The 23,747-nt window shown below is 60.8% G+C and carries 20 protein-coding genes and 8 pseudogenes; 13 read left to right on the top strand and 15 right to left on the bottom strand.

The genetic code is table 11. The features are described from left to right. Positions 1-413 precede the first annotated feature (413 nt). The 4 genes from PQR02_RS28270 to ltrA all read right to left on the bottom strand — a co-directional run bounded on the left by PQR02_RS28270 (position 414) and on the right by ltrA (position 5,080). The gene (locus tag PQR02_RS28270) at positions 414-1,442 is read right to left on the bottom strand and encodes an aldo/keto reductase (protein WP_408239180.1); all 1,029 of its coding nucleotides are present in this window, start codon (positions 1,440-1,442) and stop codon (positions 414-416) included. Positions 1,443-1,477: 35 nt separating this feature from the next. After that, the gene (locus tag PQR02_RS28265) at positions 1,478-1,783 is read right to left on the bottom strand and encodes a hypothetical protein (RefSeq protein ID WP_408239177.1); all 306 of its coding nucleotides are present in this window, start codon (positions 1,781-1,783) and stop codon (positions 1,478-1,480) included. A gap of 294 nt (positions 1,784-2,077) precedes the next feature. Further along, positions 2,078-3,523 (bottom strand): IS1182 family transposase, encoded by a 1,446-nt coding sequence (locus PQR02_RS28260; protein WP_408239174.1) that lies wholly within the window; start codon positions 3,521-3,523, stop codon positions 2,078-2,080. Between the two features lie 246 nt (positions 3,524-3,769). After that, the gene (ltrA, locus tag PQR02_RS28255) at positions 3,770-5,080 is read right to left on the bottom strand and encodes a group II intron reverse transcriptase/maturase (protein ID WP_408239171.1); all 1,311 of its coding nucleotides are present in this window, start codon (positions 5,078-5,080) and stop codon (positions 3,770-3,772) included. 617 nt (positions 5,081-5,697) lie between these two features. Between ltrA and PQR02_RS28250 the strand changes: the two are divergent. Next, positions 5,698-6,027, top strand: a pseudogene (locus PQR02_RS28250) (efflux RND transporter permease subunit); the annotation flags it as partial. A gap of 73 nt (positions 6,028-6,100) precedes the next feature. Here the strand turns inward: PQR02_RS28250 and PQR02_RS28245 are convergent. Next, entirely contained in the window at positions 6,101-6,979 is an 879-nt protein-coding gene (locus tag PQR02_RS28245) for an alpha/beta fold hydrolase (protein ID WP_408239168.1), read from the bottom strand. 70 nt (positions 6,980-7,049) lie between these two features. Continuing rightward, complete coding sequence (locus PQR02_RS28240; protein ID WP_408239165.1) at positions 7,050-7,739, bottom strand: FMN-dependent NADH-azoreductase; 690 nt, start codon at positions 7,737-7,739, stop codon at positions 7,050-7,052. 131 nt (positions 7,740-7,870) lie between these two features. On the opposite strand from PQR02_RS28240, the gene PQR02_RS28235 reads away from it, so the two are divergent. Further along, a complete protein-coding gene (locus tag PQR02_RS28235) occupies positions 7,871-8,302 on the top strand; it encodes a winged helix-turn-helix transcriptional regulator (RefSeq protein WP_408239162.1) in 432 nt (143 codons plus the stop codon). Between the two features lie 133 nt (positions 8,303-8,435). Here PQR02_RS28235 and PQR02_RS28230 read toward each other — a convergent pair. Together PQR02_RS28230 and PQR02_RS28225 are read right to left on the bottom strand one after the other, a co-directional pair. Further along, a pseudogene (locus PQR02_RS28230) lies at positions 8,436-9,047 on the bottom strand (transposase); the annotation flags it as partial. 199 nt (positions 9,048-9,246) lie between these two features. Then, positions 9,247-10,943, bottom strand: a pseudogene (locus tag PQR02_RS28225) (site-specific integrase). A gap of 367 nt (positions 10,944-11,310) precedes the next feature. Here PQR02_RS28225 and hmpA point away from each other — a divergent pair. Further along, positions 11,311-12,497, top strand: a pseudogene (gene hmpA, locus PQR02_RS28220) (NO-inducible flavohemoprotein). A gap of 119 nt (positions 12,498-12,616) precedes the next feature. Beyond that, positions 12,617-13,903 (top strand): annotated as a pseudogene (locus tag PQR02_RS28215) (NRAMP family divalent metal transporter). A gap of 8 nt (positions 13,904-13,911) precedes the next feature. Here PQR02_RS28215 and PQR02_RS28210 read toward each other — a convergent pair. From PQR02_RS28210 to PQR02_RS28185, 6 genes and pseudogenes are all read right to left on the bottom strand, one after another. After that, positions 13,912-15,021, bottom strand: a complete 1,110-nt coding sequence (locus PQR02_RS28210; protein ID WP_494478099.1) for a molybdopterin-dependent oxidoreductase — start codon at positions 15,019-15,021, stop codon at positions 13,912-13,914. A 176-nt stretch (positions 15,022-15,197) separates the two neighbouring features. Next, a complete protein-coding gene (locus tag PQR02_RS28205) occupies positions 15,198-15,590 on the bottom strand; it encodes a hypothetical protein (RefSeq protein WP_408239156.1) in 393 nt (130 codons plus the stop codon). A 159-nt stretch (positions 15,591-15,749) separates the two neighbouring features. Next, positions 15,750-16,067, bottom strand: coding sequence for a chaperone modulator CbpM (locus tag PQR02_RS28200; RefSeq protein ID WP_408239153.1), 318 nt, complete (start codon positions 16,065-16,067; stop codon positions 15,750-15,752). Beyond that, positions 16,064-16,242: pseudogene (locus tag PQR02_RS28195) on the bottom strand (J domain-containing protein); the annotation flags it as partial. The pseudogene PQR02_RS28195 and the gene PQR02_RS28200, both read right to left, overlap by 4 nt. Positions 16,243-16,295: 53 nt before the next feature. After that, a pseudogene (locus PQR02_RS28190) lies at positions 16,296-16,547 on the bottom strand (DUF2231 domain-containing protein); the annotation flags it as partial. 163 nt (positions 16,548-16,710) lie between these two features. Further along, the gene (locus tag PQR02_RS28185; protein ID WP_408239150.1) at positions 16,711-16,926 is read right to left on the bottom strand and encodes a hypervirulence associated TUDOR domain-containing protein; all 216 of its coding nucleotides are present in this window, start codon (positions 16,924-16,926) and stop codon (positions 16,711-16,713) included. A gap of 320 nt (positions 16,927-17,246) precedes the next feature. Here PQR02_RS28185 and PQR02_RS28180 point away from each other — a divergent pair, with 320 nt between their 5' ends. From PQR02_RS28180 to PQR02_RS28150, 7 genes and pseudogenes are all read left to right on the top strand, one after another. Next, a complete protein-coding gene (locus PQR02_RS28180; protein ID WP_408239147.1) occupies positions 17,247-17,462 on the top strand; it encodes a heavy-metal-associated domain-containing protein in 216 nt (71 codons plus the stop codon). Positions 17,463-17,612: 150 nt separating this feature from the next. After that, positions 17,613-17,990, top strand: a complete 378-nt coding sequence (locus PQR02_RS28175) for a carboxymuconolactone decarboxylase family protein (RefSeq protein WP_408239144.1) — start codon at positions 17,613-17,615, stop codon at positions 17,988-17,990. Beyond that, the gene (locus tag PQR02_RS28170) at positions 17,974-18,582 is read left to right on the top strand and encodes a hemerythrin domain-containing protein (protein ID WP_408239141.1); all 609 of its coding nucleotides are present in this window, start codon (positions 17,974-17,976) and stop codon (positions 18,580-18,582) included. Before PQR02_RS28175 ends, PQR02_RS28170 begins: the two co-directional genes overlap by 17 nt. 76 nt (positions 18,583-18,658) lie before the next feature. After that, entirely contained in the window at positions 18,659-19,366 is a 708-nt protein-coding gene (locus PQR02_RS28165; protein WP_408239138.1) for a succinate dehydrogenase/fumarate reductase iron-sulfur subunit, read from the top strand. A 569-nt stretch (positions 19,367-19,935) separates the two neighbouring features. Continuing rightward, complete coding sequence (locus PQR02_RS28160; protein ID WP_408239135.1) at positions 19,936-20,346, top strand: cupin domain-containing protein; 411 nt, start codon at positions 19,936-19,938, stop codon at positions 20,344-20,346. Between the two features lie 36 nt (positions 20,347-20,382). Beyond that, positions 20,383-20,953: pseudogene (locus tag PQR02_RS28155) on the top strand (uracil-DNA glycosylase family protein). Positions 20,954-20,988: 35 nt separating this feature from the next. Beyond that, the gene (locus PQR02_RS28150) at positions 20,989-21,282 is read left to right on the top strand and encodes a DUF488 family protein, N3 subclade (protein WP_408239132.1); all 294 of its coding nucleotides are present in this window, start codon (positions 20,989-20,991) and stop codon (positions 21,280-21,282) included. 236 nt (positions 21,283-21,518) lie between these two features. On the opposite strand, the gene PQR02_RS28145 is transcribed toward PQR02_RS28150, so the two are convergent. After that, the gene (locus tag PQR02_RS28145) at positions 21,519-21,779 is read right to left on the bottom strand and encodes a transcriptional regulator (RefSeq protein WP_172159498.1); all 261 of its coding nucleotides are present in this window, start codon (positions 21,777-21,779) and stop codon (positions 21,519-21,521) included. A gap of 605 nt (positions 21,780-22,384) precedes the next feature. On the opposite strand from PQR02_RS28145, the gene PQR02_RS28140 reads away from it, so the two are divergent. Together PQR02_RS28140 and PQR02_RS28135 are read left to right on the top strand one after the other, a co-directional pair. Next, positions 22,385-22,702, top strand: coding sequence for a hypothetical protein (locus tag PQR02_RS28140; RefSeq protein ID WP_408239127.1), 318 nt, complete (start codon positions 22,385-22,387; stop codon positions 22,700-22,702). 586 nt (positions 22,703-23,288) lie between these two features. Next, positions 23,289-23,543, top strand: coding sequence for a DUF2513 domain-containing protein (locus tag PQR02_RS28135; RefSeq protein WP_408239124.1), 255 nt, complete (start codon positions 23,289-23,291; stop codon positions 23,541-23,543). Positions 23,544-23,747: the final 204 nt, after the last annotated feature.

The following is a 23,747-nucleotide window of genomic DNA, read 5'->3' as shown; positions in this document are numbered from 1 at the left end:
CCCTAATTCGGGGTTCGATGGCGGTCTACCCCCGGCGGTGCTCGGCTAGGAGTTGGCGATTCTACTGTAAAGAGTCAGCGATTCTACGGTAACTAGTGGGCTTCGAAACTTCATGCCCCGCCCCGGTCAAAAACCCCCAGCGATTGACGAGCAAACGTCCGTTATCCGATTGGACCTGACGTTTGGGCGTCCGTGGGAGCGCGCACGTGAGCGACTGGAGATGGCCGCACCCTGCCCTCCAGATGATCGCCTCAGTTCGACCCACTATAGATAGTCCGTCCCGCCTTCATCGATACTGTGGGACTGCGGCTCGCTGCCAGTCAAGGCGGGGCATGCACGCGGCAGCGCGACAATGTTAGTTTTTTAGCTCGCTTTAGATTTCGCGCCCAAGGACGCCGCCGAATGCCAACGTGTCAGCCCGCGACATCGCCGCCCGGAACCGGGGCATTCTCCTCAATAAGCCCCTGTCGTTTCAGTTCTTCCCAGAACATTGCCGGAATCTTGTCTTTCATCGAACTTACGTTTGCAAGTACCTGAGCTTCCGTATGCGCCCCGACAATCAAGGCAGCCGCCACATCAGGAGCGGCGGCGAACTGAAGTGCCGCTGTGCGCAGATCGACACCGAACTGCTGCGCCACCGAACGAAGCCTGTCGCGCTTCGCTATGTGAGCCTGCGAGATATTCCATCGACTGTCACCGTAGTTGAAGCGCGCACTGCCCGAGATAAAACCGGCGTTCAGTGCGGAGCCCATGACGAAACTGACCTCGTGCTGACGAGCTAGGGGAAATATGTTGTTCAGCGCATTGGTATGCTCGACCAGCGAGTACTGAGAAGCAAGCAGACAGACATCCGGGTCCGACTCCCGTATAACGCGCAGGATAGGTTCGGGTGAGTTCACGCCCACTCCCCACGCCCTGATTATGCCCTCGTCACGCATACGACATAGTGCCGGGAACGCGCCTTCGAGTGCGGTCGAGAATTCTTCTGTCCAAGGCCTGGGCAAGAAACCGTTGTCCGGCGACACATCATGGACAAACAGGACGTCGATACGGTCGATGCCGAGACGCTGGAGGCTGTCCTCGACGGACCGTTGCACTCCGTCGGACGTGTAGTCGAAGACTACGCTGTTTGGCGACTTACCCAACGGAAATAGCTTGTTGCTGTCGTTGTCCGGGGAGGCCATCAGCAATTTTCCGACTTTCGTTGAAATCACATAACTGTCTCGAGGCTGGTTGTGCAGAAACCGACCGAAGCGCCGCTCGGCCTCTCCCAGACCGTACCAAGGAGAGACGTCGTAATAGCGGATGCCTGCCTCCCACGAGGCTTCCATTGTCCTCTGCGCACCGGCGTCCGTGACAACCTCGAATTCATTGCCCAAAGGCACGCCGCCAATGCCAAAACTGAACTCCGGCCCGAAGATCTGCTGTACTCGACTATTCACCGCGCGCTCCATGATTCAAGAATTTAAAGCGATACTCACGCAATCTCTATTCCCGGCTCAATCTGATCGTCGTTGCCAAACATGCTCCCTTGCCTCGCGTGCGCGGCTTCATTCACAGCCTCTATGTGCTCGCAGCCTCTCAAGCGCCCGTCGCAACGCTGGAGAAGGCACGAGCAGCTTCTTCTCACATTGCGATCCGGCGATCGGGTGGATGAGCGAACGAAACGCGGCTTCTGACGGGCAATCGGATTGACCGTGAAGAGACAAGGCGTCACCGAGCGGCGCTGAGTGTCGCCCATCATAACGCGCTGATCGAAAACAATTTCGACGTTGAAGTGCATAGGCAGCCGTCGCGTCCGCGGATTGTCACGATTTGCCCAGGCTGACCCAGTGGCTGTATGTGACCGGGTACTCGCTCATGCAAACAGCATGGACCGCGCGAATTTCGCACGATCGCGATCGGCAGCACGCGACCCAGGTTGTGTGGAAACCCGATGGCATAACAATGTGACGCGTGACCCTAACCCCTGCGACGCATTCGAATGCCTTTGCGTATCACGGCGCTGACGAGACGGCGATCGCTATGAAGCGTTACAGACGAGCGTAATGACCTTGTTTCAGGTCTACCCGGGTGCTCACGCACCCACCAGCCGCATCGCTTTCATTGTTTTCCTGAACCCTAGGATTCGCAGCACTCGCGTGAGATTGTAGGCAAGTACGTTCAAGCTCATCTCGGTTCCCACGTTGGGCGGCCTGCGCGTCAGGAAGTGCGTGTAGCCCATCCAATGCTTGAACGTTCCAAACACATGTTCAACGGTTCGACGCCGCACGGTCATCGCATCAGGCGTCTTGTCCAGCCGGCGTTGAACTGCCTCCAGCACCGACTCATGCTCCCATCGACTTATCCGTCGTTCGCCGCTGGGCGTGCACTGCGACTTTATTTTGCATTGCGAACAGGCGCTGCTCCAGTATCGGTGTAGCTGCATCCCGTGTTCCTCGCTGGTGTAACGGTAAATGGCTCGTTCTCCAGCTGGACATTGGTATTCGTCGTCCCGCGCAACGTAGATGAAGTCTGCCTTGTCGAATCGGCCATGGTATTTCGCACCTGATGTTGTCGGCTTCGGCAGCATGACCGCAATGCCCGCATCGGCGCACGCCTTGATCTGGGGCCCAGTGTAGTAGCCACGATCGGCGACTGCCCGCAGTCTGGTCTTACCCATTGCGTCGCGCGCAGCTTTTGCCATGGGGCTAAGCTGCGCCCGGTCACTGCCAGAGTTTGTGACCTCGTGAGCCACGATGAGGTGATGTTTGGCGTCAACGGCCACCTGCACGTTGTAGCCCACCATTCCCGAGCCTTTGCCGCTCGTCGCCATGGAGCGAGCGTCGGGATCAGTCATCGAAAGTTGGCCATCAGGCTGCGTCTTGAGTTGCTCCTTGATCTGATCGAGATTTCGCATCTGCTCGCGTAGGCGAGCGATCTTGTCCTGCAATCGAGTGGTCTTCGCTTCCAGCTCCGCGGGTTGCGTACGATCGGCAGTCTCCAGCGCGTTCAGATATCGCTGGATGCTCTCCTCGATCTGCTTCTGCCGCTTGTCGACCTTACCCTCGGTGAAGTTGCGATCGCGCGTATTCACTGCCTTGAACTTGCTGCCGTCAATGGCGACCAGTGCTTGCGAGAACAGCTTCAGCTCACGGCACAGCAGCACGAAGCGGCGACACACGTTGCGAATGCCAATGCCGTTGTCACGACGGAAGTCCGCTATGGTCTTGAAGTCCGGCGCCAGACGACCCGTGAGCCACATCAGTTCGACATTGCGTTGACATTCCCGTTCCAGGCGACGGCTCGATTGGACCCGGTTCAGATAGCCGTAGATATAGATCTTCAGCAGCACTGCCGGATGATAGGACGGACGACCTGTAGTCGACGGCATCGCGCCATCGAAGCCCAGTGAGCCAAGGTCAAGCTCCTCAACGAACGCCTCGATGATCCTGACCGGATTGTCCTCGGCGACGAAATCATCGAGGCATTCTGGAAGCAGCGTCACCTGCTTGCGGTCTTCCCCCTCTATGAATCGCTTCATCCGGTCACCCACGCTGAATGAGTTAATCCAGTCTAGGTGATCAGCGTGTTTTCACACAAGCTCGGTAGAGTCGAGATGTGGCGCGGTAGCGGTAGGTTCGGTTTGTCTGTTGCCGCCCCTTTCGTCTGGCGGTGCCCGAGTAACCTCGCCTTAACCCCGTTTCCACACCCCGCTCATCGAACCGGACATGCAGATCTCCCGCATCCGGCTCTCGGACAGGACATCACGCCTTCACACACGGCAGGTTCACAACCATGGACCAGTCAGACGCACGAGACCGAAGTGCCCGTAGAGGTGCTGGGATGGATAAGTCCCGCCCCTGCGACGTCGAACCTTGTACTTGTTGCGTAACCACCGACGCAACCGCGTAGCGGTGTAGCTGTCGAGCGCCCGATACGCGCGTCTGTCCGAGCCTACCTTGAAGTAGTTCGCCCAGCCGCGCAGCGTGCGGTTCAACCGGCCCACCAGCTCCGTGGTCTCTTGCCACACCGTCTTGAGTGCGGTCATCGCATGAATCTTTTCGACCATGCGCCGGATACTCTTCTTCGACGGACGCATGCCCATACGGGCCTGGCCAGTCGTCGCTGAGTACAGCCGCCCAAACGTATAACCCAGGAAGTCGAATTCGCCTTCCGGCACCTTGCAGATTCGTGTCTTCTCCTCGTTGACCGTCAGCTTCAGTTTGTCCATGATCTCGCGCATTCGTGACAAGGCTTCCTCAGCCTTCCCTTTCTTGCACAGGATCACCAGATCGTCCGCGTAGGTCACAATGCGACTGCCAAGACTGCGCTGAAGTCCGAGCTTCTTCCATGCCAGCACAAACCGGCGCATATAAATATTAGCCAGCAGTGGTGAGATGGGTGAGCCTTGCGGAATGCCACGTCTGCTGTCTTTGGCCTCCGTCGTACGTTTCTTCCGGCCTCGGGTATCGGTTTCTTCCACGGGGCATTCCAGCCACATCCGGATCAGATGCAGCACGCGCCGATCAACGATGCGTCGCGCAAGCGACAGCATCAGTTCGGCGTGTGGAATACTTCCGAAGTAGTCCGCAAGGTCGGCATCAACAACGTCCGTTTGCCCTCGATGCAACCGTTCCTCCACCTCGATCACCGCTTGCTGGGCGTTTCGCCCCGGGCGATAAGCGTACTGCTCTGATGGAAGGTCCGCTTCGAAGATCGGTTCGAGCACCAGCATCGCTGCCGTCATGCACACCCGATCACGCAAGGTCGAGATGCCCAGTGGCCTCAGCTTGCCATTGGCCTTCGGGATAAACACTCTTCTGATAGGGTCCGGCCGGTAACTCTCCTGCCTGAGCGCAAGCGCCAGTTCACCGAGCCACTTCTGCACCCCGTACGCTGCGATCTCCGCGAAGTCTTGCCGATCGACACCTGGCGCGCCCCTGTTCGAGCGACACTGGGCGTACGCATGCGCCAGCACATCCTCACGGTAGATCTTGTCGTACAGCGCATAGAAGCGGTACCCGGCTTCTGCCTTCGCTTTCGCGTGTAACGCCATCTGCAGCTTCTGAACACTGATCGGAGTTGATAGGTTGCCCAATCTCCAGGTCCCTCACTACGTGTTGCGTTGGTCTTGAACTGAGGCCCCTTCCCTCCACCGGCATTACCCGGCTTCACCAGTACTACGGGCCTCTCCGTCATCCCAAGGCGCCCGGCCTGTCCCTCGCGGGCGTCCGGTTGGTCATCCCTGACCACGCCGAGGGACTTCCCGTGTTGCGTACGCTTTCCTTGTGTACATGCTGTCGCCACTACCCCGGCGCAGCGACTGGGCGTCCAGCCTGCTCATTCGCCCAGCCGTATCAGCCTTCCCCGATAGGGTTGTCGGGTCGGCCTGCGCATCGACCTTTTCGAGGTTTGCTCGGCGTTCACTCGCGTTACGGCCTGCACACTCGCGCTGTCACCAATTTGTGACACGCATCACCGAAGGCTTCAGCCACTTCGTTGCCTCCATAGCTGCTCCGGTTGCTTCCGGCTGGAGCATTTGCCGGGCGGGGCTTGCACCCGCTGGAAAGCGCCACCTTTTCACGGCGCACACCCACTCCGGCCGCTGGATCCCGCGCCTCTTTAGCGGCAGCTTTGCGGTCAAACGGTCGTTCGCGCTGGCGTGCCGGCTGGCAGGTGTTTGCTGATCGTGGTCGCGCTTACCGCCGTTTATATGTTTATATCGTGCTCGGCATGCTTTACGAAAGTTATGCACATCCGCTGACGATTCTAGCGACGCAGCCCTCGGCCGGCGTCGGCGCGTTGCTCGCGTTGATGCTGTTTCACGTCGAGTTCACAGTCATGTCGTTGATCGGCGCGATCCTGCTCAAGCAGAACGCGATCATGATGGTGGATTTCGCTATCGACGCGTCGCGCAAAGGACTGTCGCCGCGCGATGCGATCTATCGCGCCAGCCTGATGTGCTTCAGGCCGATCCTGAAGACGACATGCGCAGCGCTGCCCGGTGCACTGCCGCTCGCCTTCGGGCACGGCACGGCGAAGGAGCCAATCTGCGCCGCCGTGCACGCTGACGGCACACTTGTCTGGAAGGAAGCCGTCGCGCCTCGGTCAGTTGAAGTTACGAGTCGGCTACGCCCGCCGCGTTGCGCAGGATCTGGTTGAATCGGGCGGGAGCCTCGAGCTTTGGAACGTGACCGATGTCCTCCAGGACGTGGAGGATCGAGGCAGGGGCCGCCGTATGCAGCTTCAGCGCGTGCTCGTCCATCGGCGCCATCCGGTCACGGTCGCCAACGACGATTGATACGGGCACCGTCGCTGCCGCGACCAGAGGCGGGGTGGAAGCCGAGAAAACCATATACACTGCGTGAGCCCAGCCAGCCGGCGTGACTGCGTCAGCCAACCGCAATACATGATCCCGAACGGCGGAGGGCGTGTCTGGTGCAACAAGCAGGTCAACCATGGCCACCCTATCGGACGGCGACATCGCCTTGCCCGCATGCAGAAGCGCCTCAACTTCTCGGGACTTCGCCTCGCCCTGTAGATGTCCGCGCGCGACATTTGGTGCCGACAGAATCAGCGAGCGGGTTGCCTCCGGATAGCGATTCTCAAAGGCGGCGGCAATCACGCTTCCCCACGAACTGCCGACAATGGTAGCGGTGCCGATGCCAAGTGCCGACATGAGGCCCATGAGCGCGTCGGCATAGTCCTCAACGCCCGGTCTAGCAACCCGCAATGGTGCGCTCTGACCGTAACCCGGGGCGTCCCATGCCACGACCCGAAAGCTGTCCTGGAGACCGGCCAGCTGGGCACGATACCCCGCGGAACTCGAACCGATACCGTGAAGTAGAACAATTGCTGGAGCATCGACCGGACCACCTGTCCGGTACGTCATCGCAAGCGGTGCGTCTCCCAGACGCGGGGTCTCGATATCGACCTTTCTTACTGGAAGTAATCCGCTTTCGAGCAGAATCCTGTCTTCCTGATTCAACGATTTCATTGCAGCCCACCTTGTTGTCAATTGCACGCTGTTCACTGCCCCTTCGACGCGGGCCTCGTCTTCTCCTGGTTCAGTTGCGCGGACACTCAGCCTTCAGGAGGGCGATTTCAGCCAACGCGGATTCGAGCGCGCGCTGCCGCTGCTCAGGACCTGTGTTGACCCCTTCGGCGCGTACAAACGTCACGTCGGTGATGCCGATGAACCGGAAGAAGCTCGACAGGAACGTCTCCTGGTGATCCATGAAGGCCATCGGCGACGACGCGGAGTAGAACCCGCCACGCGACGATGCAACAATCACCTTCTTACTGCCGGCGAGGCCTTCCACGCCCGTCGCGGTGTAGCTGAAGGTCTTGCCCGGCGCGGCCAGGCAGTCGATCCAGGCCTTTAGCTGACTCGGAATGCCGAAGTTGTACATCGGGGCGCCGATGACGACGATATCGGCGGCAAGGAACTCGTCCAGGGCACCGTTACTTGCCTCAACTTCACCCTGCGCCGAAGCATCGACCTGGGCACCACCCTGCATGGCGGCAGCTACCATCTCCCCGACCTCGCCGACCAGCGCGCCCGCCTCGTATAGTGATTTCAGCTTTGCGAACCGGGCGGCAGGTGACTGATGCGGCACCGGCTCGGCCGCCAGATCACGGTAGCTGACCCCGAGACCCGGCAAGGCGTCCTTGAGGCGGGTCACGATACTGGCTGACAGTTGGCGACTGACAGACTGGGCGCCTGAGATACTGGAATCAATGTGCAATAGTTTCAAATTTCTTCTCCGGGATCTGAGGACGGGGCAGCACCGAGATCGCCCGCGCCGCTCCGGACCTCGCAGTAAGGAACATTTTGTTCGTTACGCTATGATAGAGGCTGAAAAAGTTCGCACAAGGAGGCACTTTTTTGTCTGATACGAACATTCCTGTTCGCGCCACTGAGGCGTCGGATTCCCGCGAGGGGTGCCGGGAAGTGATCCCAACGCTCGCCCGCATCGGCGACAAATGGACGGTGATGGTGGTCGGCTCGTTGTCGAACGGGCCGATGCGTTACAACCAGATCGCGCGCCTGATCGAAGGCATTTCACAGCGCATGCTCACGCTCACCCTGAAAAGCCTGGAGCAGGACGGCCTGGTCAGCCGGACGATGTATCCGACCATTCCACCGCGTGTGGACTATGAGCTGACGGACCTCGGAAGGTCGTTGATCGTGCCACTACGGTCACTCCACAGCTGGGCCGTGGAGCATCAGCCCGCGATGCTGGCCGCACGCGAGGAATTTGCAAAGCGGGAGCAACAAACCGGGTTGCGGCAGACGCGCTTCACCGATCCGAAGTAGCGTTGAACGGGGAGGCCGGGGCTGAAAAGCGCGTTAGCAGTAACCCGGGCACCCCACGGGCATGTTCACTTCAGACCGCCCCTGCATCCTGTTTCGAGCCTTTCATAATGGCGTTGTTACCGCACGCTTTAAGTTAGCTTGACTTCAGTTGCGCTCCCTCGGGTATGAGCCCATCCTTCAGATAGCGCCAGAGTGCAATCGCGAGGCGTCGCGCAACGGCGACGATCGCAATACGTCGGGAACGGCGATTCATTTGCGTTCCCTGGGTGCGCTGGTAGAACCACTGTGTCAGCGCACTGTCGGGCTGGTAGCGCAGCCATGACCATGCCAGTTCGGTCAACAGCGCGCGCACGCGCCGGTTGCCCTGTTTGCTTATCCCTTGATCCACCCGGCTCTCACCGCTATCGTAGGGTTGCGGTACGAGGCCAACACACGCCCCGACTTCACGGCGGTTGTGGAATGTCCGCCAGAATAGTTCGAGTGCGAGGCGCGACGCGCCGACCGGTCCCAGACCCTTCAGTCTTGACAGGTCTTCGATCCGCTTGCGTGCGGGGGGCGGCAGATTCTCGTGCCGGGCTTTCTCAAGCGCTGCAAATTGCTGTTCGACGAGCGCCAACCGTTCGCATTCGCGCAGTAACCGCTCACGCAGTTCCGGTGGCAGGGGCGTATCGTCGAAACACAGTACCTCGCCACGAACGAGGCGACCGTGGAAGCTGTGATGGTCGACATCGTCCCAGCAGCCCAGCTGTCAAACGAACTAAAGTTGGTGCGAATTTGCTACTAAAGTTGAGACTCTTTCCATTTTAGAAGGAAGTCGAAACGGTGGGCCTTATGGGGAAAGGGTTTGCGGCCGATTGACGTAAAGTTGCAACTCCTCCATTTAGCGAAAAACCGTCTGTCCGGCTGACGCCACCACGCCAACATGCGGGCCAAGCCCGGGCGTATCAGTCCGCGAATGCGTCACGGATTTGCCTGGCCCGCTTAACGTCATCGCTGTGCAGGTAGATCGACGTGGTCGCAATCGACGCGTGGCGCAGATTATCGCGCACGGTGGTGAGTTCCACGCCGCGCGCGAGGGCGTGAGTGGCATGGGTGTGCCGAGTCCAGTGTGGACTCGCGCGACGCAGCTTTTCCGCGAGCACCGGATTGTCCGGCTCGATGACTTCGGCTGCTTTCCCGAAGAATCGCCGCGTAATCTCCCATAGCCGCACACCGCTGATGCCTGTCACGCTGTCCTGCTCGAGGCTGCCGATGAGCGGCGTGTCGGGGTGCCAGCGGGTTGGCGTGACCGGCAACATTCGCTCTAGCAGATAGCGGTCCAGCGCAGTGCGGGCCCTAGGTGGCAGCGCAACCTTACCCGCCTTGCGACCTTTCCCGATAACGCTCACCCAATGATCACCGCGGGCGTCGGTTTCGATGTTGGAAAGACAGGCGCCGACCAGTTCGCTCACGCGCAGGCCGGTCGCATACGCGAAGTCCAGCACGAAGCGCAGGCGTTGCGCCGCCGGCGCTTCCCAGCCATACGACCACTCGAGTCCGTCTGCAATGGTACGCACGAGCAGCCACTCGCCCTCGGTAAAGGCGTGGGACGTATCGAGCACGGTTGAGCGGCTGGTGCCGCGTACCTTGACGCCGGCAAACGGGTTCGCCAGCAGATAGCGCTGCGCGATCAGCCAGCGGAACATCGCCCCAAGCACCGACAGCGCGTAGGCGGTTGAGCGGGCGGACAGCCCACCCGAGAATGGCCGCCACTCCGGCGAGGTGCGAGCCCGCACGGGCCCCACCCAGCGCTCGCGGGGCGCCGGCCGGCGCAGGAAACTCCGGTACGCGATTGCATCCTCCGTCGTCAGCGACGACAGGGCGCGGTCACGTTCGACGATCGCCCAGAGAATCAGGCGTTCGGCTTCCTTACGGTAGGCCCGCTGCGTTGCGGTGGACTCGTGCAGCGACAGCCAGGCCTGCACGGCTGCGTAATCGTTCTTGGCGTCGAGCGTGCAGGTGTGCCAAGGCGCGCGAAAGGCACCTGACGAGCCATCAACCTGGTGCGGCAGCCGCAGTGATTCCCACGGAACGCCGGACCCGGAACAGAGGCCGTGATCAGGGCGCGTGCCCGCTCCGTCAGCGCGGGATACGCGGCGAAGAACGCTTCGATCCGCCGTGCGCTTGCCGCGCCGAGCCCGGGTACGGCTTTCCACCACTTGCGACGGCGGGGAATCCGCACAGTCAGGTCAGCTAGCGTATCGATACCGTGTGCGCGCAGTGCCTTTCCACTTCGGGCGGGAAACCATCGTTCGATGTCGTCGCTGATCTGCGGCTCCGGTGCCGGCATCGACCGGAGCACCCCTATCGCGTGCGTCACCGCCTTGGCCCGTTCGATACGTTCGGCCACCGGATGCCCGAACAGTATGGCGAGATCGTCGCGGTGAAGACCGCGAGCCACGGCGACCAGTTGGCGACGGATGCGCCCAAGGATGCCACGTGCAGACTGTCGCTCGCCCATGCTACCGCACAGGTAACGCTGGACCGCTTCCCGCGCCGACAGGCCCGCGTACCAGGCACGCAGCGCAGCCAGCGAGTCGGCATCGGGAAAGCCGTCTGGTGTCGGCGCGGAAGCGGAGGGGGACGTCAGACGTGTTTTCATGACACCGAGTTTAGTCCATGAAAGTGCGCCTTGAGATAAGAAGACTTATCTCAACGGCGTGAATTGTCGACCTGTTTGTACCAGTCGGCGAGGATGCGGCGATGCAATCTGACTCGATCAAAAAGACGTCCACCCGCTGCGCACCCGGGTATTCCGCGAAAACGAGCCCGGTGAATTTCGCCGCCGGCCGGAGTACATTGATGAAAAGTCGGGCAAGACATTTGTCGCGCCGACGCTTCTCGTGGCAGCCCTGGTTGCCGGCTGCATTCCATTCGACATGCCGACGTATAGACTGGAGCTACTGTGAGCTCACAGATTGACGTAATCTTGCAAAGGAGGCAGCAATGCTGACGAGAGAACGAAGGACATCGTGAAAGCCACCGCGCCCGTGCTCGCACAGCATGGATATCCCATCATCGAGCACTTTTATAAGCGCCTTTTCGAGGCCCATCCTGAGTTGAAGAACGTGTTCAACATGGCACATCAGGAACAGGGCCAGCAGCAGCAGGCGCTGGCGCGCGCGGTGTATGCGTACGCGGAGAACATCGAGGACCCGGGGAGCCTGACGGCGGTGCTGAAGAATATTGCCAGCAAGCATGCGAGCCTGGGCGTGCGGCCGGAGCAATCCCCATTGTCGGCGACCACCTGCTGGCCGCAATCCAGGAAGTACTGGGTAGCGCGGCAAGAGAGGACATCATTTCTGCCTGGGCCCAGGCCTACGGCAACCTTGCAGATATCCTGATGGGCATGGAAAGTGAGTTGCGCGAGCGCTCCGTAGCGCAACCGGGCGGCTGGATCGGATGGCGCAACTTTATCGTTCGCGAAAAGCGGCCCGAGAGTAGCGTCATTACGTCCTTCGTGCTCGAGCCGGTCGATGGCGGACCTGTCCCGAATTTCGAACCCGGGCAATACATCAGCATTGCGGTGGACGTGCCTGCACTCGGTCTGCAGCAGATTCGCCAGTACAGCCTGTCGGACATGCCAAACGCACGCAGCTACCGCATTTCCGTTAAACGTGAAGGCGGCGGCTCACAGCCGCCGGGCTATGTTTCCAGCCTGTTGCACGATCACGTCAAGGTTGGGGATGAAGTCAGGCTGGCCGCGCCGTACGGCAATTTCCATATCGATGTGGGTGCGACGACGCCCATCGTGCTGATCAGCGGCGGCGTGGGGCTTACCCCGATTATCAGCATGCTCAAGCGGGCTCTCAAGGATCCGTACCGGCACGTGGTGTTCGTGCACGGTGCGCGCAACAGCGGCATGCACGCGATGCGCGACCGGCTGCGCGAGACTGCCAGAACCAACCCCAACTTCCACCTTGTCGTCTTCTACGACAAACCGCTTCCGCAGGATGTCCAGGGGCAGGACTACGATTACCCGGGGATGGTTGACATCAAACCGATCCGGGATTCCGTCCTGTTGACCGATGCCGATTACTACATCTGCGGGCCAATTCCGTTCGTGCGGACGCAGCACGACGCACTGAAGAGTCTGGGCATCCCTGAGACGCGTATTAACTACGAAGTGTTTGGACCCGATCTGTTCGCTGAATAGGCCGGGCCGCAGGCTGGTGCCGACGCGGCGACGGTCGCCTTTGGTCCGCGATATGTATAACTGATTCGATCCTACAATCTACCGCTGTCGCACCGCTCCGGGCGTTTATGAAACACGACATGACCTCGTCCGCAAAGGTCGATATCGAAGTCGACAGTCAGGCCGACTCGTGGTTTGCGAAGCTCGGACCAGGACTCATCACCGGCGCGGCCGACGACGATCCGAGCGGTATCGCCACCTACTCGCAGGCGGGTGCGCAATTCGGCTTCAACATGCTGTGGACCGTCCTGCTGACGTATCCGCTGATGGTCGCCATTCAGGTCGTGAGCGCAAGAATTGGGCGGGTGAGCGGTCATGGTCTCGCGACGAATCTTCGGCGCCATTACCCGCGATGGCTGCTGTACGGCACCGTCATCCTCCTGTTGGTGGCGAACACGATCAACCTTGCAGCCGACCTGACGGCCATGGGTGCGGCCGTCAATCTGCTCGTCGGCGGCCCCACGCGCGCTTACACGGTCGGACTGGGTGTGTTTTCGCTGACGTTGCAGGTGTTCGTGCCGTACCGCGGGTATGTTCGCGTGCTCAAGTGGCTCACCCTGACACTGTTCGCATACGTCGGCGTTGTCTTCGCGGTGGAGATCCCGTGGGCGACCGTGGCGCTGCGGACGGTACTTCCGCACGGCTCGTGGAGCGCGGGCTACATCACGACGGTGGTCGCGGTGTTCGGCACCACCGTCAGCCCGTACCTGTTCTTCTGGCAGGCGTCGCAGGAGGTCGAGGAGCTGCATGCGAAGCAAGGGCAGTAGGCGTTGACGAAAATGCCGTCACAGGGTCCGGCAAACCTGAGCCGAATCCGCCTGGATACGTCGATCGGGATGGCGTTTTCCAATCTCGTTGCGTTTTTCATCATGCTCACTACTGCGGTCACCCTGCATGCCCACCACATCACCGACATCCAGACTTCGGCGCAGGCCGCCTCCGCGCTGAAACCGATCGCCGGCCAGTTTGCGTTCCTGCTGTTCAGCCTCGGCATCATCGGCACGGGGCTGCTCGCGCTGCCCGTGCTGGCCGGCTCGGCCGCCTATGCGATGGCCGGCACCTTCCGGTGGAAAAACAGCCTCACGCTCGAACCGCAGCTGGCGAAACGGTTCTACGGGGTCATCGTGCTCGCGACGGTCGCGGGCCTCGCGCTGGATTTCACGTCGATCGACCCGATCAGGGCGCTGTTCTGGAGCGCCGTCATCAATGGCGTCACATCGGTGCCGATCATGGTGCTGATGATGCTGATGGCGTCGAACCCGAAGGTCATGGGCACGTTCGTCACGCCCGTGCGGCTGCGGATGCTGGGATGGCTTTCAACCGGTGTGATGGCCGCCGCGGTGATCGCGATGTTCGTTTTCATCTGAGAAGCGACTCAGATCGGCACGCGGTAGCCGTAGAATTCGTGATCCTCGTTGTAGCCGCCTTCACCCGCCCCGAGGTCGGCGAAATCGTGCACGAACTCAATGGCTGCAATCCACTTGACCATCTTGAAACCGAGTTCGTTCTCGCAGCGCAGCCGCAACGGCGCGCCATGCAGCACGCTGAGCGGCGCGCCGTTCATCTCATAGGCGAGCATCGTCAATTCGTGCCGCATGTTGGCGATGCTGTGGACGTCGTAGTAGCGTCCGCCATCGCCGCCATCGGCCAGTGAGTAAAACACCGCGTAGCGGGCATCGGCCGTCAGTTTCACCAGATCGAGGCAGAAATGCGTGGTGATCTGTTCCTGCTTCGGCATCGCTTTCAGCTCGGCGTATGTGAGCTCTACCGGCTTTTCGACCAGACCATCGATTCTCAGCCGGTAATGCGCAAAACCGTCCTTCACGAGCTGGTCGAACCCGGCCGACGCCGGCATCGTTCCGTTGGGCCAGAAATACGGCGAGATGTCCTGTTCGGTGAGCTGGCTCGTCGGGTCCCACCACTGCGTCACGCTATTGAATGGTCGGGCCAGGAACGCTCCGATCCGCTGAACCAGACGCGCATGACGGAGCGTGAACGGCGACGCCAGCCACCAGGTGACGGCCACAAGGGCCATGGCCGGGACGAAGACCAGCACGCCGCTCCAGGAGTCGCCGTTCACGCCGGCGAACATCATGTTCAGATTCACCCGGGCTCCGGTGATGAACACCAGCGTCACGTGCGCGAGGATGTAGAACAGGAACCAGCACAGCGCGATGAAATGGATCGAACGTGCCCGCTGGCGGTTTAACGCCCGGCCGCCCCAGCCGAGCCGGTTGGAAATCGCCGGGCTCTGCATGAAGCCGGTCAGGATGGAAGTGGGCGCGGCGACGAACACCGTGATGAAATAGGCGATCTGTTGCAGGCTGTTGTAGCGCAGCCAGCTGTGATCAGCGGGGAATGTGAGCGACAGGTACTGCAGGGCGGTCGAGGCTGCGTTGGGGAACACCTCCCAGGTCGTTGGCACCAGCCGCAGCCACTGGCCGGTCGTGAACAGCAGCGCGTAAAAGACGATGCCGTTGATCATCCACAGCAGCGTGATCGAAAAATGCCACCATCGGGCAAGACCGATGGAGTGACGGATTCCCGGAATACCCAGCCACGTCGGAAGCGTGACCGAATCGTCCTTCGCGGTCCAAACCCGGCCGGTGGGCACCGCCTTCTGGAAGCGAAACCATTCCGTCCCGGGCGTGCAATCGCGTTTCAGTACAGCCGCGGGTGGTCGGCGAGAATCTGGAGTCCTGCACGAATGATGAACGCCATGAAAAACAGGTTCAGGAAATGCTGCAACCTGAGCCAGGCGGGGAATCCCGTGGTGACAGCTACTCCTGAAGGTGGGATACCCGGGTAGCGCACAAGGAATTCCTGCACCGCCGGGATTTGCCGCAGTGCCTGTGCGATGGCCACGCCGATAACCAGCAGTATGAAAGCAATCGGCAATGCCCACAGCACGTTGACCCAGCGCTGACCGATCCGGATCCGGGGAACCACGCCTGCCTGCGGCGGCAGCCAGTGATTCAGGTGAACCCGGTCGTCCGCGGGGCTCAGACTTGCCTCCACCGGATCGTGCCGGGGTGCCGGGTGAATGCGTGCCATCCCATCTCCTTCTTGCAGTCCCGCAACCTTGTGTTCCGTGAGTCGCGCATCAACCGGCTTGATTCAGGTTAGCCGGCCGGCCAACCATATCTTGGCCTCATATCTTGGGCCTTGATGTCCGGCTCGCCCTTGAGCCGATGAGGAACGTGAAAAACACGCTCAACGACCGCACGGGCGCCTCGAACGCGCTCGCAATGTGTTGATTTCATCGAGCAGGTCGAGCGCGAGCGCAATGCCTGGTGCGTTGAGCTCGAGATCCTGTGCGAGCCGTCGGGCGGTTCGCACGCGGCGCAGTGCGGCACCGCTGAAGCGCCATTCGCGCGGCGTGGTGCCTTGCGGCTCGGCTGCGCCTTCTGCGATCCATAACGTCAGCTGTTCTTCCGACGCGCCGCTTGCCCGGCACAATTCGACGAGCGTGAACTCGACGTCTTCCTCGACAATTTCACCTTCCACGAAGACCGCCACCGATTCTTTCATGGTTGACAACCCGTAAAATGCGCGCGCGGATCAAAGTGGAACGCCTGCCGCATCGCTTCGTAGGCCGCCCGCGCGCTGTCGCTGTCGGCCGGTGGCAGCACGATCGTCAATATTGCGTACAGGTCGCCGGCGTCTTCCCCGGAATCCCCTTGCCCTTGAGCCGCGGCCGCTGGCCGATCCCCCTGGCACGTTCCTGACTGGCGCAGCATCACCCTTGTCGAACAACAGGTCGATAAATCCTGGCACTGCCGCGCAGAGCGCGCCGACGAGGCCGCCGACCATGCTGTGAAGCGCGACGGTAGCCCACGCGTCGCCGGGGGTGCCGGTCACACGGACGACGTCGCAGACGAGGGAAAAAATCCAGAGACCGATCGGAAACACAACCAGCATCGGGTGGATGGGATGCTCGCGGGAGTGCGCATGGGTACCCTCAGTCGATCTCCCGGCAAATTTCGCGATGGGCGAAGCGCATTGCAGCATCTGCTGTCCCGTCACAAGCCGCGCCGGTCTTGTTGCGCCCGTTCCTTGTACCCGCGTGCATGCCTCGCGGCGACGAACCCGAAACGGCTAAAGCACGCAGGCTCGCAGCGACAGGGGTTCACATTCGTCGGCGGCTCGTCTGTACGGTAGCAGTCAGCCCCTCTCAGGAAGCCATCTTTTTCAGCGCGCCACCTTTGTGCATCGCGATGTGGTCGGTCCTGTTACTCCTGATCTCGTATTGTGGATCGTCCGCGCTGGCGTGATGGGTGTACCCCTTGTAATCGGTGTCTTTTGTATGCACCTTGATGATCTTGCCGCTGACATGGCCGGCCTCCGAATTCCAGGTCACATGATCGCCAACCTTGAATCTCGTTGTCATGGTGGATGCCCTCCGTTCGTTGCTACGTACCTGCAGCGAGGTCGGGGCGCGCGGACACTGCCGAACATTCAACAGCACATTTTCACGATGATCCCGTGCATTCCACTATAGATCACGTTGTGACATAGTTTAAATTTAATTGAATTGCCCAACTTGCCGGCGCACAAGGATAGAGGTGAAACTGCATCGGGCAGGCGAATCAACGGTAACGGTGGCGCCCCTCATTCAACGGGCGGGCATTGTGCGGCTACCGGCCCAATATCGATCCCGGTCGACTGACAAGGCATGGCCGTTCGGATTCGAAGTGCCCGGAGCACTGCATGGAATTGGAACATATGGAATTCGAGGTGGAGAAGATGACCGGGGATGGCGACGCACAGAAGCTTGCCCGGGCCATCGGCGCGGTCGACCCCGACGCGAAAGTCGATGTCGACGTCAATGCCAGAACCGTTAAGGTCGACTCGTGGCTGATGGCCGAGGAGTTCCTCGTTGCGTTCGAAGACGCAGGCTACAAGGCGAAGATCAGCAAAGGTTGATCCGGAGTCCGGACGGGTAGTGCAGGATGAGCGCTGGCGCGTCATCCTGCGGCGGGCGGCAGCTTGCCTGCGTCGCACGCTTCCGGATACGGTGTGAGTTCGGCGTCCACATTGTGGCGCCTTCATTGAACCAGCATTGGGAGCCAAACCATGGACAAAGCAATGTATCCACCGTCGAACCCCGGAATCGCAGCAAGGCGCAAGCAACTGGCGCCCGGACCACTAGCTGCGTTCAAGGCATTCAGCGACAGCGTTTTCGCCGACGGCGCGCTACCCGCGAAGACGAAACAGCTGATCGCCGTGGCGGTCGCCCACGTGACCCAGTGCCCGTATTGCATACGCGGACACACGACGGCCGCCCTGAAAAGCGGCGCGACCGGACAGGAGATCATGGAGGCCATCTGGGTCGCGGCCGAGATGCGTGCTGGCGCGGCGTATGCGCATTCGGCGCTGGCACTCGACACGATGGCGGTGAGTACGAGTATGAACCCGAACCAGGACGAGGCGCCCGATGCACACGGTCATTGAGCGCCTGCAGGCCGAACATGGCAGGCTGGGACGACTCGTGCAACTGCTCAACGACGGGCGGTCACTGCGCACTGATCCGGGGGCACCGAACATCGCGCTGCTGGTGGATGCGCTTTACTATCTGACACGCTTTCCCGATGTGACCCATCATGCGATCGAGGATCGCATCGCGGAGAAACTGCGGAGCAAGAACGCGTTGTCCGGCGGGATTGCGCGGGAAATCGAGGCGCAACACGTCACATTGATATCGCAGGGTCACGAACTGCTCCAGGATCTGGAAGCGGCGGCCCGTGAAGAAAACATGTCCCGGGAACTGGTCGAAATCCACGTCCGTCTCTACGCGGAGCGGTTGCGGCATAACATGACTGTCGAAGAGCTGACGCTGTTTCCCGCCGCGATAGGCTACTTCGACGATGACGACTGGCATGCCATTGAGCTTGTTGATGCGGGTGGACAGCCGGACCCTCTGTTCGAGGGCCCGGTAGACGAGCGATTCGCCCAGCTCCATCGGGTTATTACAGCGGAGCGGGCGGCTCCGGCGGGCATTGACGATGGGAGTGAAAACCAGCCAGCTCGCCGGCTGCCTTATTGATCCGTAACAGCGGAAAGCCGTCCGCCAGCAGCAGCACCACCGGCTCGGAACCCGGAACACAAAGTGGAGATGCACGATGAGTGACTGCCGCGTGATCGAGATCTTCCGGTATGACCCGGACACGGATACCAGGCCGCGTATGGAGGCGTTCGAGGTTGACATCGATCCGCGCGACCGGATGCTGCTGGACGTCCTCGTCAGGCTGAAGTCGGTCGACGAATCGATTTCGCTACGGCGTTCGTGCCGCGAAGGCATCTGCGGGTCCGACGCCATCAACGTCAACGGCAGGAACGGTCTTGCATGCCAGATCAACATGAACGATCTGCCGTCGCGGATTGTCCTGCGGCCGCTGCCCGGCTTGCCCGTGATCCGTGACCTGATCGTCGATATGACGTCGTTCTTCAACCAGTATCACTCGGTGATGCCGTATCTGATCAACGATACGCCGCCGCCAGAAGGGGAGCGCCTGCAAAGTCCCGAAGAACGCGACCAGCTTGACGGCCTCTACGAGTGCATCCTGTGCGCGTGCTGTTCAACGGCCTGCCCTTCGTACTGGTGGAATCCGGACAAGTACGTCGGACCGGCTGGCCTGCTGCAGGCCTACCGGTTCATCGTCGATTCGCGCGACATGGCCACCGGGGCGCGGCTCGATAACCTGGAGGACCCATACAGGCTCTTTCGTTGCCGCACGATCCTGAACTGCACCGACATCTGCCCGAAGAACCTGAATCCCGCGTATGCCATCGGCCAGATCAGGTCGATGCTCACGCGCCGCGCGGTGTAATGTCGGGCCACATGTCCGCTATCGTGTGTTTCTATTGATCGAACCCGCGCGCGACCAGGCCTCCCGGTCTTGCCGGACCAAACGTCATTTCCCGGGCGCGCAAGTGTCGGGCACCGGACAGACCCCAATCGCGAGTCGGCGCACACCTGACCTGTGCGATTGCCCCTGCGACGACGCCAATCCGTCCGCGAGTCAATAGAAACCCGTTGGAGACCGACCATGAGATCCGTTGCCCATCCGCATGACCCACGACTGACCCCGGGGCCGGTCACCGGTGTTCGGCAGCCTCGCATCCGTCGGTCGACCGGTCAGCAGCAGGACGCCCAGGAGCTACGGGAGCCGTCTTTCCCTGCCCTCGATCGGGTCGATACGGCTTTCGACCAGACATTTCCGGCTAGCGATCCGCCGGCGCGGATCTGGCGATAGGCGCCGGTGCGCGCTATCCGTTTCCCGCCGTGATTCAGGTTTCCGGCATCGTGCGGAGTATGCTATCGCAACACGCGCGGCAGGCCGCCTGGTGATCCACACTGCCGGCTGAACTGATCGGGTTGTACGTCAAGGAGAGACCGGTGGCTATATCACATCTTTCGTCTGGTGAGGTTGCGAGCCTGTTACCGCTCGGCGACATGCTGGAGCAGACTCCGACCACGGCACTGTTCAAGGAAGAGCGCCTCGAAGTCATGCGGATCGTTCTTCCGGCTGGCACGGGGATGCCTGTGCATGCAGTCGATGGACCGGTCACGGTGCAATGCATCGAAGGTGAAGTCGATCTCGAGATGAACGAAGGCCACCAGATCCTGCGTACCGGTGACCTTGTCTATCTGGCATCCGGCGTCCCGCATGCACTCACTTCTTTCCAGAATTCATCGATACTCGTGACCGTCGTACTCGCCAGAGCAGCCGAGTTGCAGGGGATCGCCGGTGAGCGACGCAAACACCATGACGACAACCTGGAAACGAAGTGGCCGGAAAATGAATAACACCCCTGTTCTTCGCTCGATGCGCTTCCGGTTGACGTGCGTGCCTATCGGGCATGTGTGCCGCACCTGCCGCTCGGTCCTCGCCCGATCGTGCGTGCGGGAGCCGACGCGGGCATCCTGATTGTCGGACAGGCACCGGGCGCGCGCGTGCCGCATCGGGCATTCCGTGGGATGACGCGAGCGGCGACCGTCTTCGGAACTGGCTCGGAATCGACGTGACGACATTTCACGACGAGTCGCAGTTCGCGATCATTCAGATGGGGTTCTGTTATCCCGGGCGCGGTAACGGCGGTGACAAACCAGCGCGTCGCGAGTGTCGCAGCGGTGGTTGGACTGCCTGCTGGAAAAGCTGCCGACGATTCAATTGACCTTGCTGATCGGCCAGTATGCACAACAGCATTTTCTCGGCAACCGACGCAAGCCGTTGCTCACTGAAACAGTCAGGGCGTGGAAGGAATACGCGCCGGCCTTCGTTCCGTTGCCGCACCCGTCTCCGCGCAACCAGCCGTGGTTCCAACGGCACCCGTGGTTCGAAAGCGAAGTCCTTCCCATGCTGCGCGAAAGGGTTGAACTGCTCGTCGCGCAAGACCTGGTCCGGGTCCGGTAATGCGTATCGGGACACCGGTCTGAACGGAGCGAAAAATGCCGCACTCGAAACGGAAGAGCCTGAAGATTTTTGTCAAGCGGGCATACGAGGATGCGACACCGAAAGACGGCTATCGCCTCCTCGTTGACCGCCTCTGGCCTCGCGGACGCAAACGAGACGCTGGCGCTCGGTCAGGGGGCGCGCGACGTGGCGCCAAGCGCTGCCTTGCGCAAACGGCGTTCGGCTGGCGTTTCGTAGTTCAGGGTCGTTCTCGGACGCTCGAACTCAACGCCCGTAAGCGGACGGTCGCCTGTGCGATTGCCGGGCGCGATCCGGCAGGGCCACCCTGACACCAGTCAAGACCGCCGCGTAGGCGCATTGGGCGCTGGCGTGCCTGGGGTTACTGATCGAGACCGCTCGCTACCAGCGTCCCGATTCATCAGCGATGTGGCGCGCGAAATGCACTCAGCCGCCCGCATCGCTCCGGATCAACAAGGACCACATCACTGCCTCCCGCCGTTGATCCCGCTTCCACTTCGTCATACCTGCTTGCCCAGCTCGGAAAGTTCGCCGCAACAGCGGGATCTCATTCCGGCTTATCGAAGACGCCAGCTTCGAGATCCTGTCTGAAATGCTGCACCCAACCGGTTTCGAAGCCGATGGGGTATTCCCTCGCAATTTGTGTTGATAGTCTGGTTACGGTGACATATCCCTGCAGGCCGACGTTCTCGTCGCCCTTGGGGTCAGTCGTATCCGTTTCCAGCAGTTCGAATTCACCTTCTGCCAGTCCCTTGCGCTGCAAGGTCGCCAGGAAAGCCTGACGTTCATCCGCTTCGATCAGTCGCATCTTCCGTCCTCCCGTCTGCCCGACAGCGATATTCGTGGTCCCCTTCATGGCGTTGTCATAGCCGCAGAAAACCCCAGAACGTTACGTAGTGTCCGAGTGCGTCATAGCCGCGGCTGAGGTTGTGAAAGTCGAATGCCATGCGCTTATCCGGGTCCGATCCGGTCGCAGTCGGGAATCACCAGCGTACAGCTTTTGTGCACGCGCTCGATGGAAAACTGTCTGGACAGTTTTGTCATAGTTCCTGCCATCCGTCATGACCCGTCGCGATTTGCATCGGTGCTCGCATCGCCATGAGCAGTAGAAACCGCCTGCAGGTGCCGCAAAAAGATGCAAGCCACGCTCGAGGTATGTCCCTCCTGCGTAAGGCACCTGCGCTGAACCATGTCATCGCGTGACGTTGTCCCGCCCCGGGGATTGTTTGCACGGTGCCGCTATCGGCAGCAATTGCGCAAAGCGCCCGGGCTCGTATCTGTGCCGATAGCAACGTGCGCTCGCTGGACGAGCCGATGCGAATGGACGAATCAGTCCACGCGCAGACCGATAGTAGAGGCTCGCTGCCCACAACAGGGCTACACTCAAAATGGGATAAATTCCGGAGCAATACCATGACCGACGCTACCCCCCAAAGCACATTTCGCGGTCTTCCGCTAACGCCGGAGCAGGACGCAGAAGTCAGGCACTACATAAAGAAGAAAGAGCAGCATGGCGCGCCGTGGGACACGCCGGCGTTGGAGGCCATGCTTCGAGACATGCTGGAGCCACCGGGCGACGACGACGGAGGACTCGGTTCCACCGTCGACGAAACGAAGGCGGCCACAGAACGCGCGACAGCTTCCATCGACGAGACCATGGAACCCATTGAAGCCTGCGAAGAGCGGAATGCTGCGATGGAAACCGAGGGTATGAGGGGGCCGAAGCGTTGAATCCCCGGCTGCGCTCGCGACAGGTGTTGAATCATCCTACGCGTTCGGACCGTGGCATGAGCCTGTCGGGAACCCGGAATCACATCGATTGCGGCGCCGCCGGTCAGCTCTGCAATCAGCGCCCCCCACAGGCGAGAAGACAGGGCTCGCCGTGTACTTCGATGCCTGCGTCCCAGAGACTCCTTTCGGAGGACAATGACACACGTTCTATCGATGTACCCTTATCCGTACCGGGCACAAAGCCGGTTTCAAGGTCGGCGCAGAAGCCAGCCGGGAATCTGTCGCAGTCACTGCGCGAAACCACTCGCGACGAGCACGAAAAAAGCAATCAGATACACGATGCCGGACGACCGCACGGGATTATGCCTGGTCGGCCACAAGCTCTCCGTTAGATGGAACGTCCAGTGGCTTCCCATCCAATGAACGTCGATCGTGGATCTGCGCGGCTCGCGTCGTGCCACCCCTTTTCGCGGAACTGTGCGAAAGCGCAAAGAGCCGCGCACCAAGCCACACCCGGTATGATTGCACGGACGTTGTACCGGTGGCGCCCTTTCGATGTATGTCCTCTCTGCGACAGGAGGAGATCGTGAAACGCGATATGAATCTGGCCCTCGCAATATTGAAGACTCTCGAGGGAAACAAATCCGCGCACCTCAGCGAATTTGACATTGAAAGCGCGCTCAAGGATGCGTTCGATGTTTCGAACCGGGGTGTGTGGTATCAGTTGAACCTGCTGGCCGACGCAAATCTCGTCCGCTCGATGGGTAGCGACTGGCGGCTAACATGGGATGGCCACGAGTTTTTGAAGTCGGCGGTCCCGAATACCTTCGAAGACACCTGAAGGGTGACCTAGGCGCTGGAAACATCCCCCGGCTTTCGTGAAGACAACCCGATTGCCGGGGCATCACACAGGCGGCGCCGAACGCAAGCAGTTTGCCGAAGCGCGTTCGATTCCGCGACTTGATGACGACCGCGCCCCAACGCCCCCCAGCCGGTTTTGTACAGCTGGTCTGGGGCGACTGATTCGCACCGTTGCCACAAGGGA

Origin of the sequence: Paraburkholderia sediminicola (assembly GCF_046026895.1) — a bacterium.
Lineage (GTDB): Bacteria > Pseudomonadota > Gammaproteobacteria > Burkholderiales > Burkholderiaceae > Paraburkholderia > Paraburkholderia sediminicola_C.
This window is presented reverse-complemented; position numbering and strand designations above follow the sequence as displayed.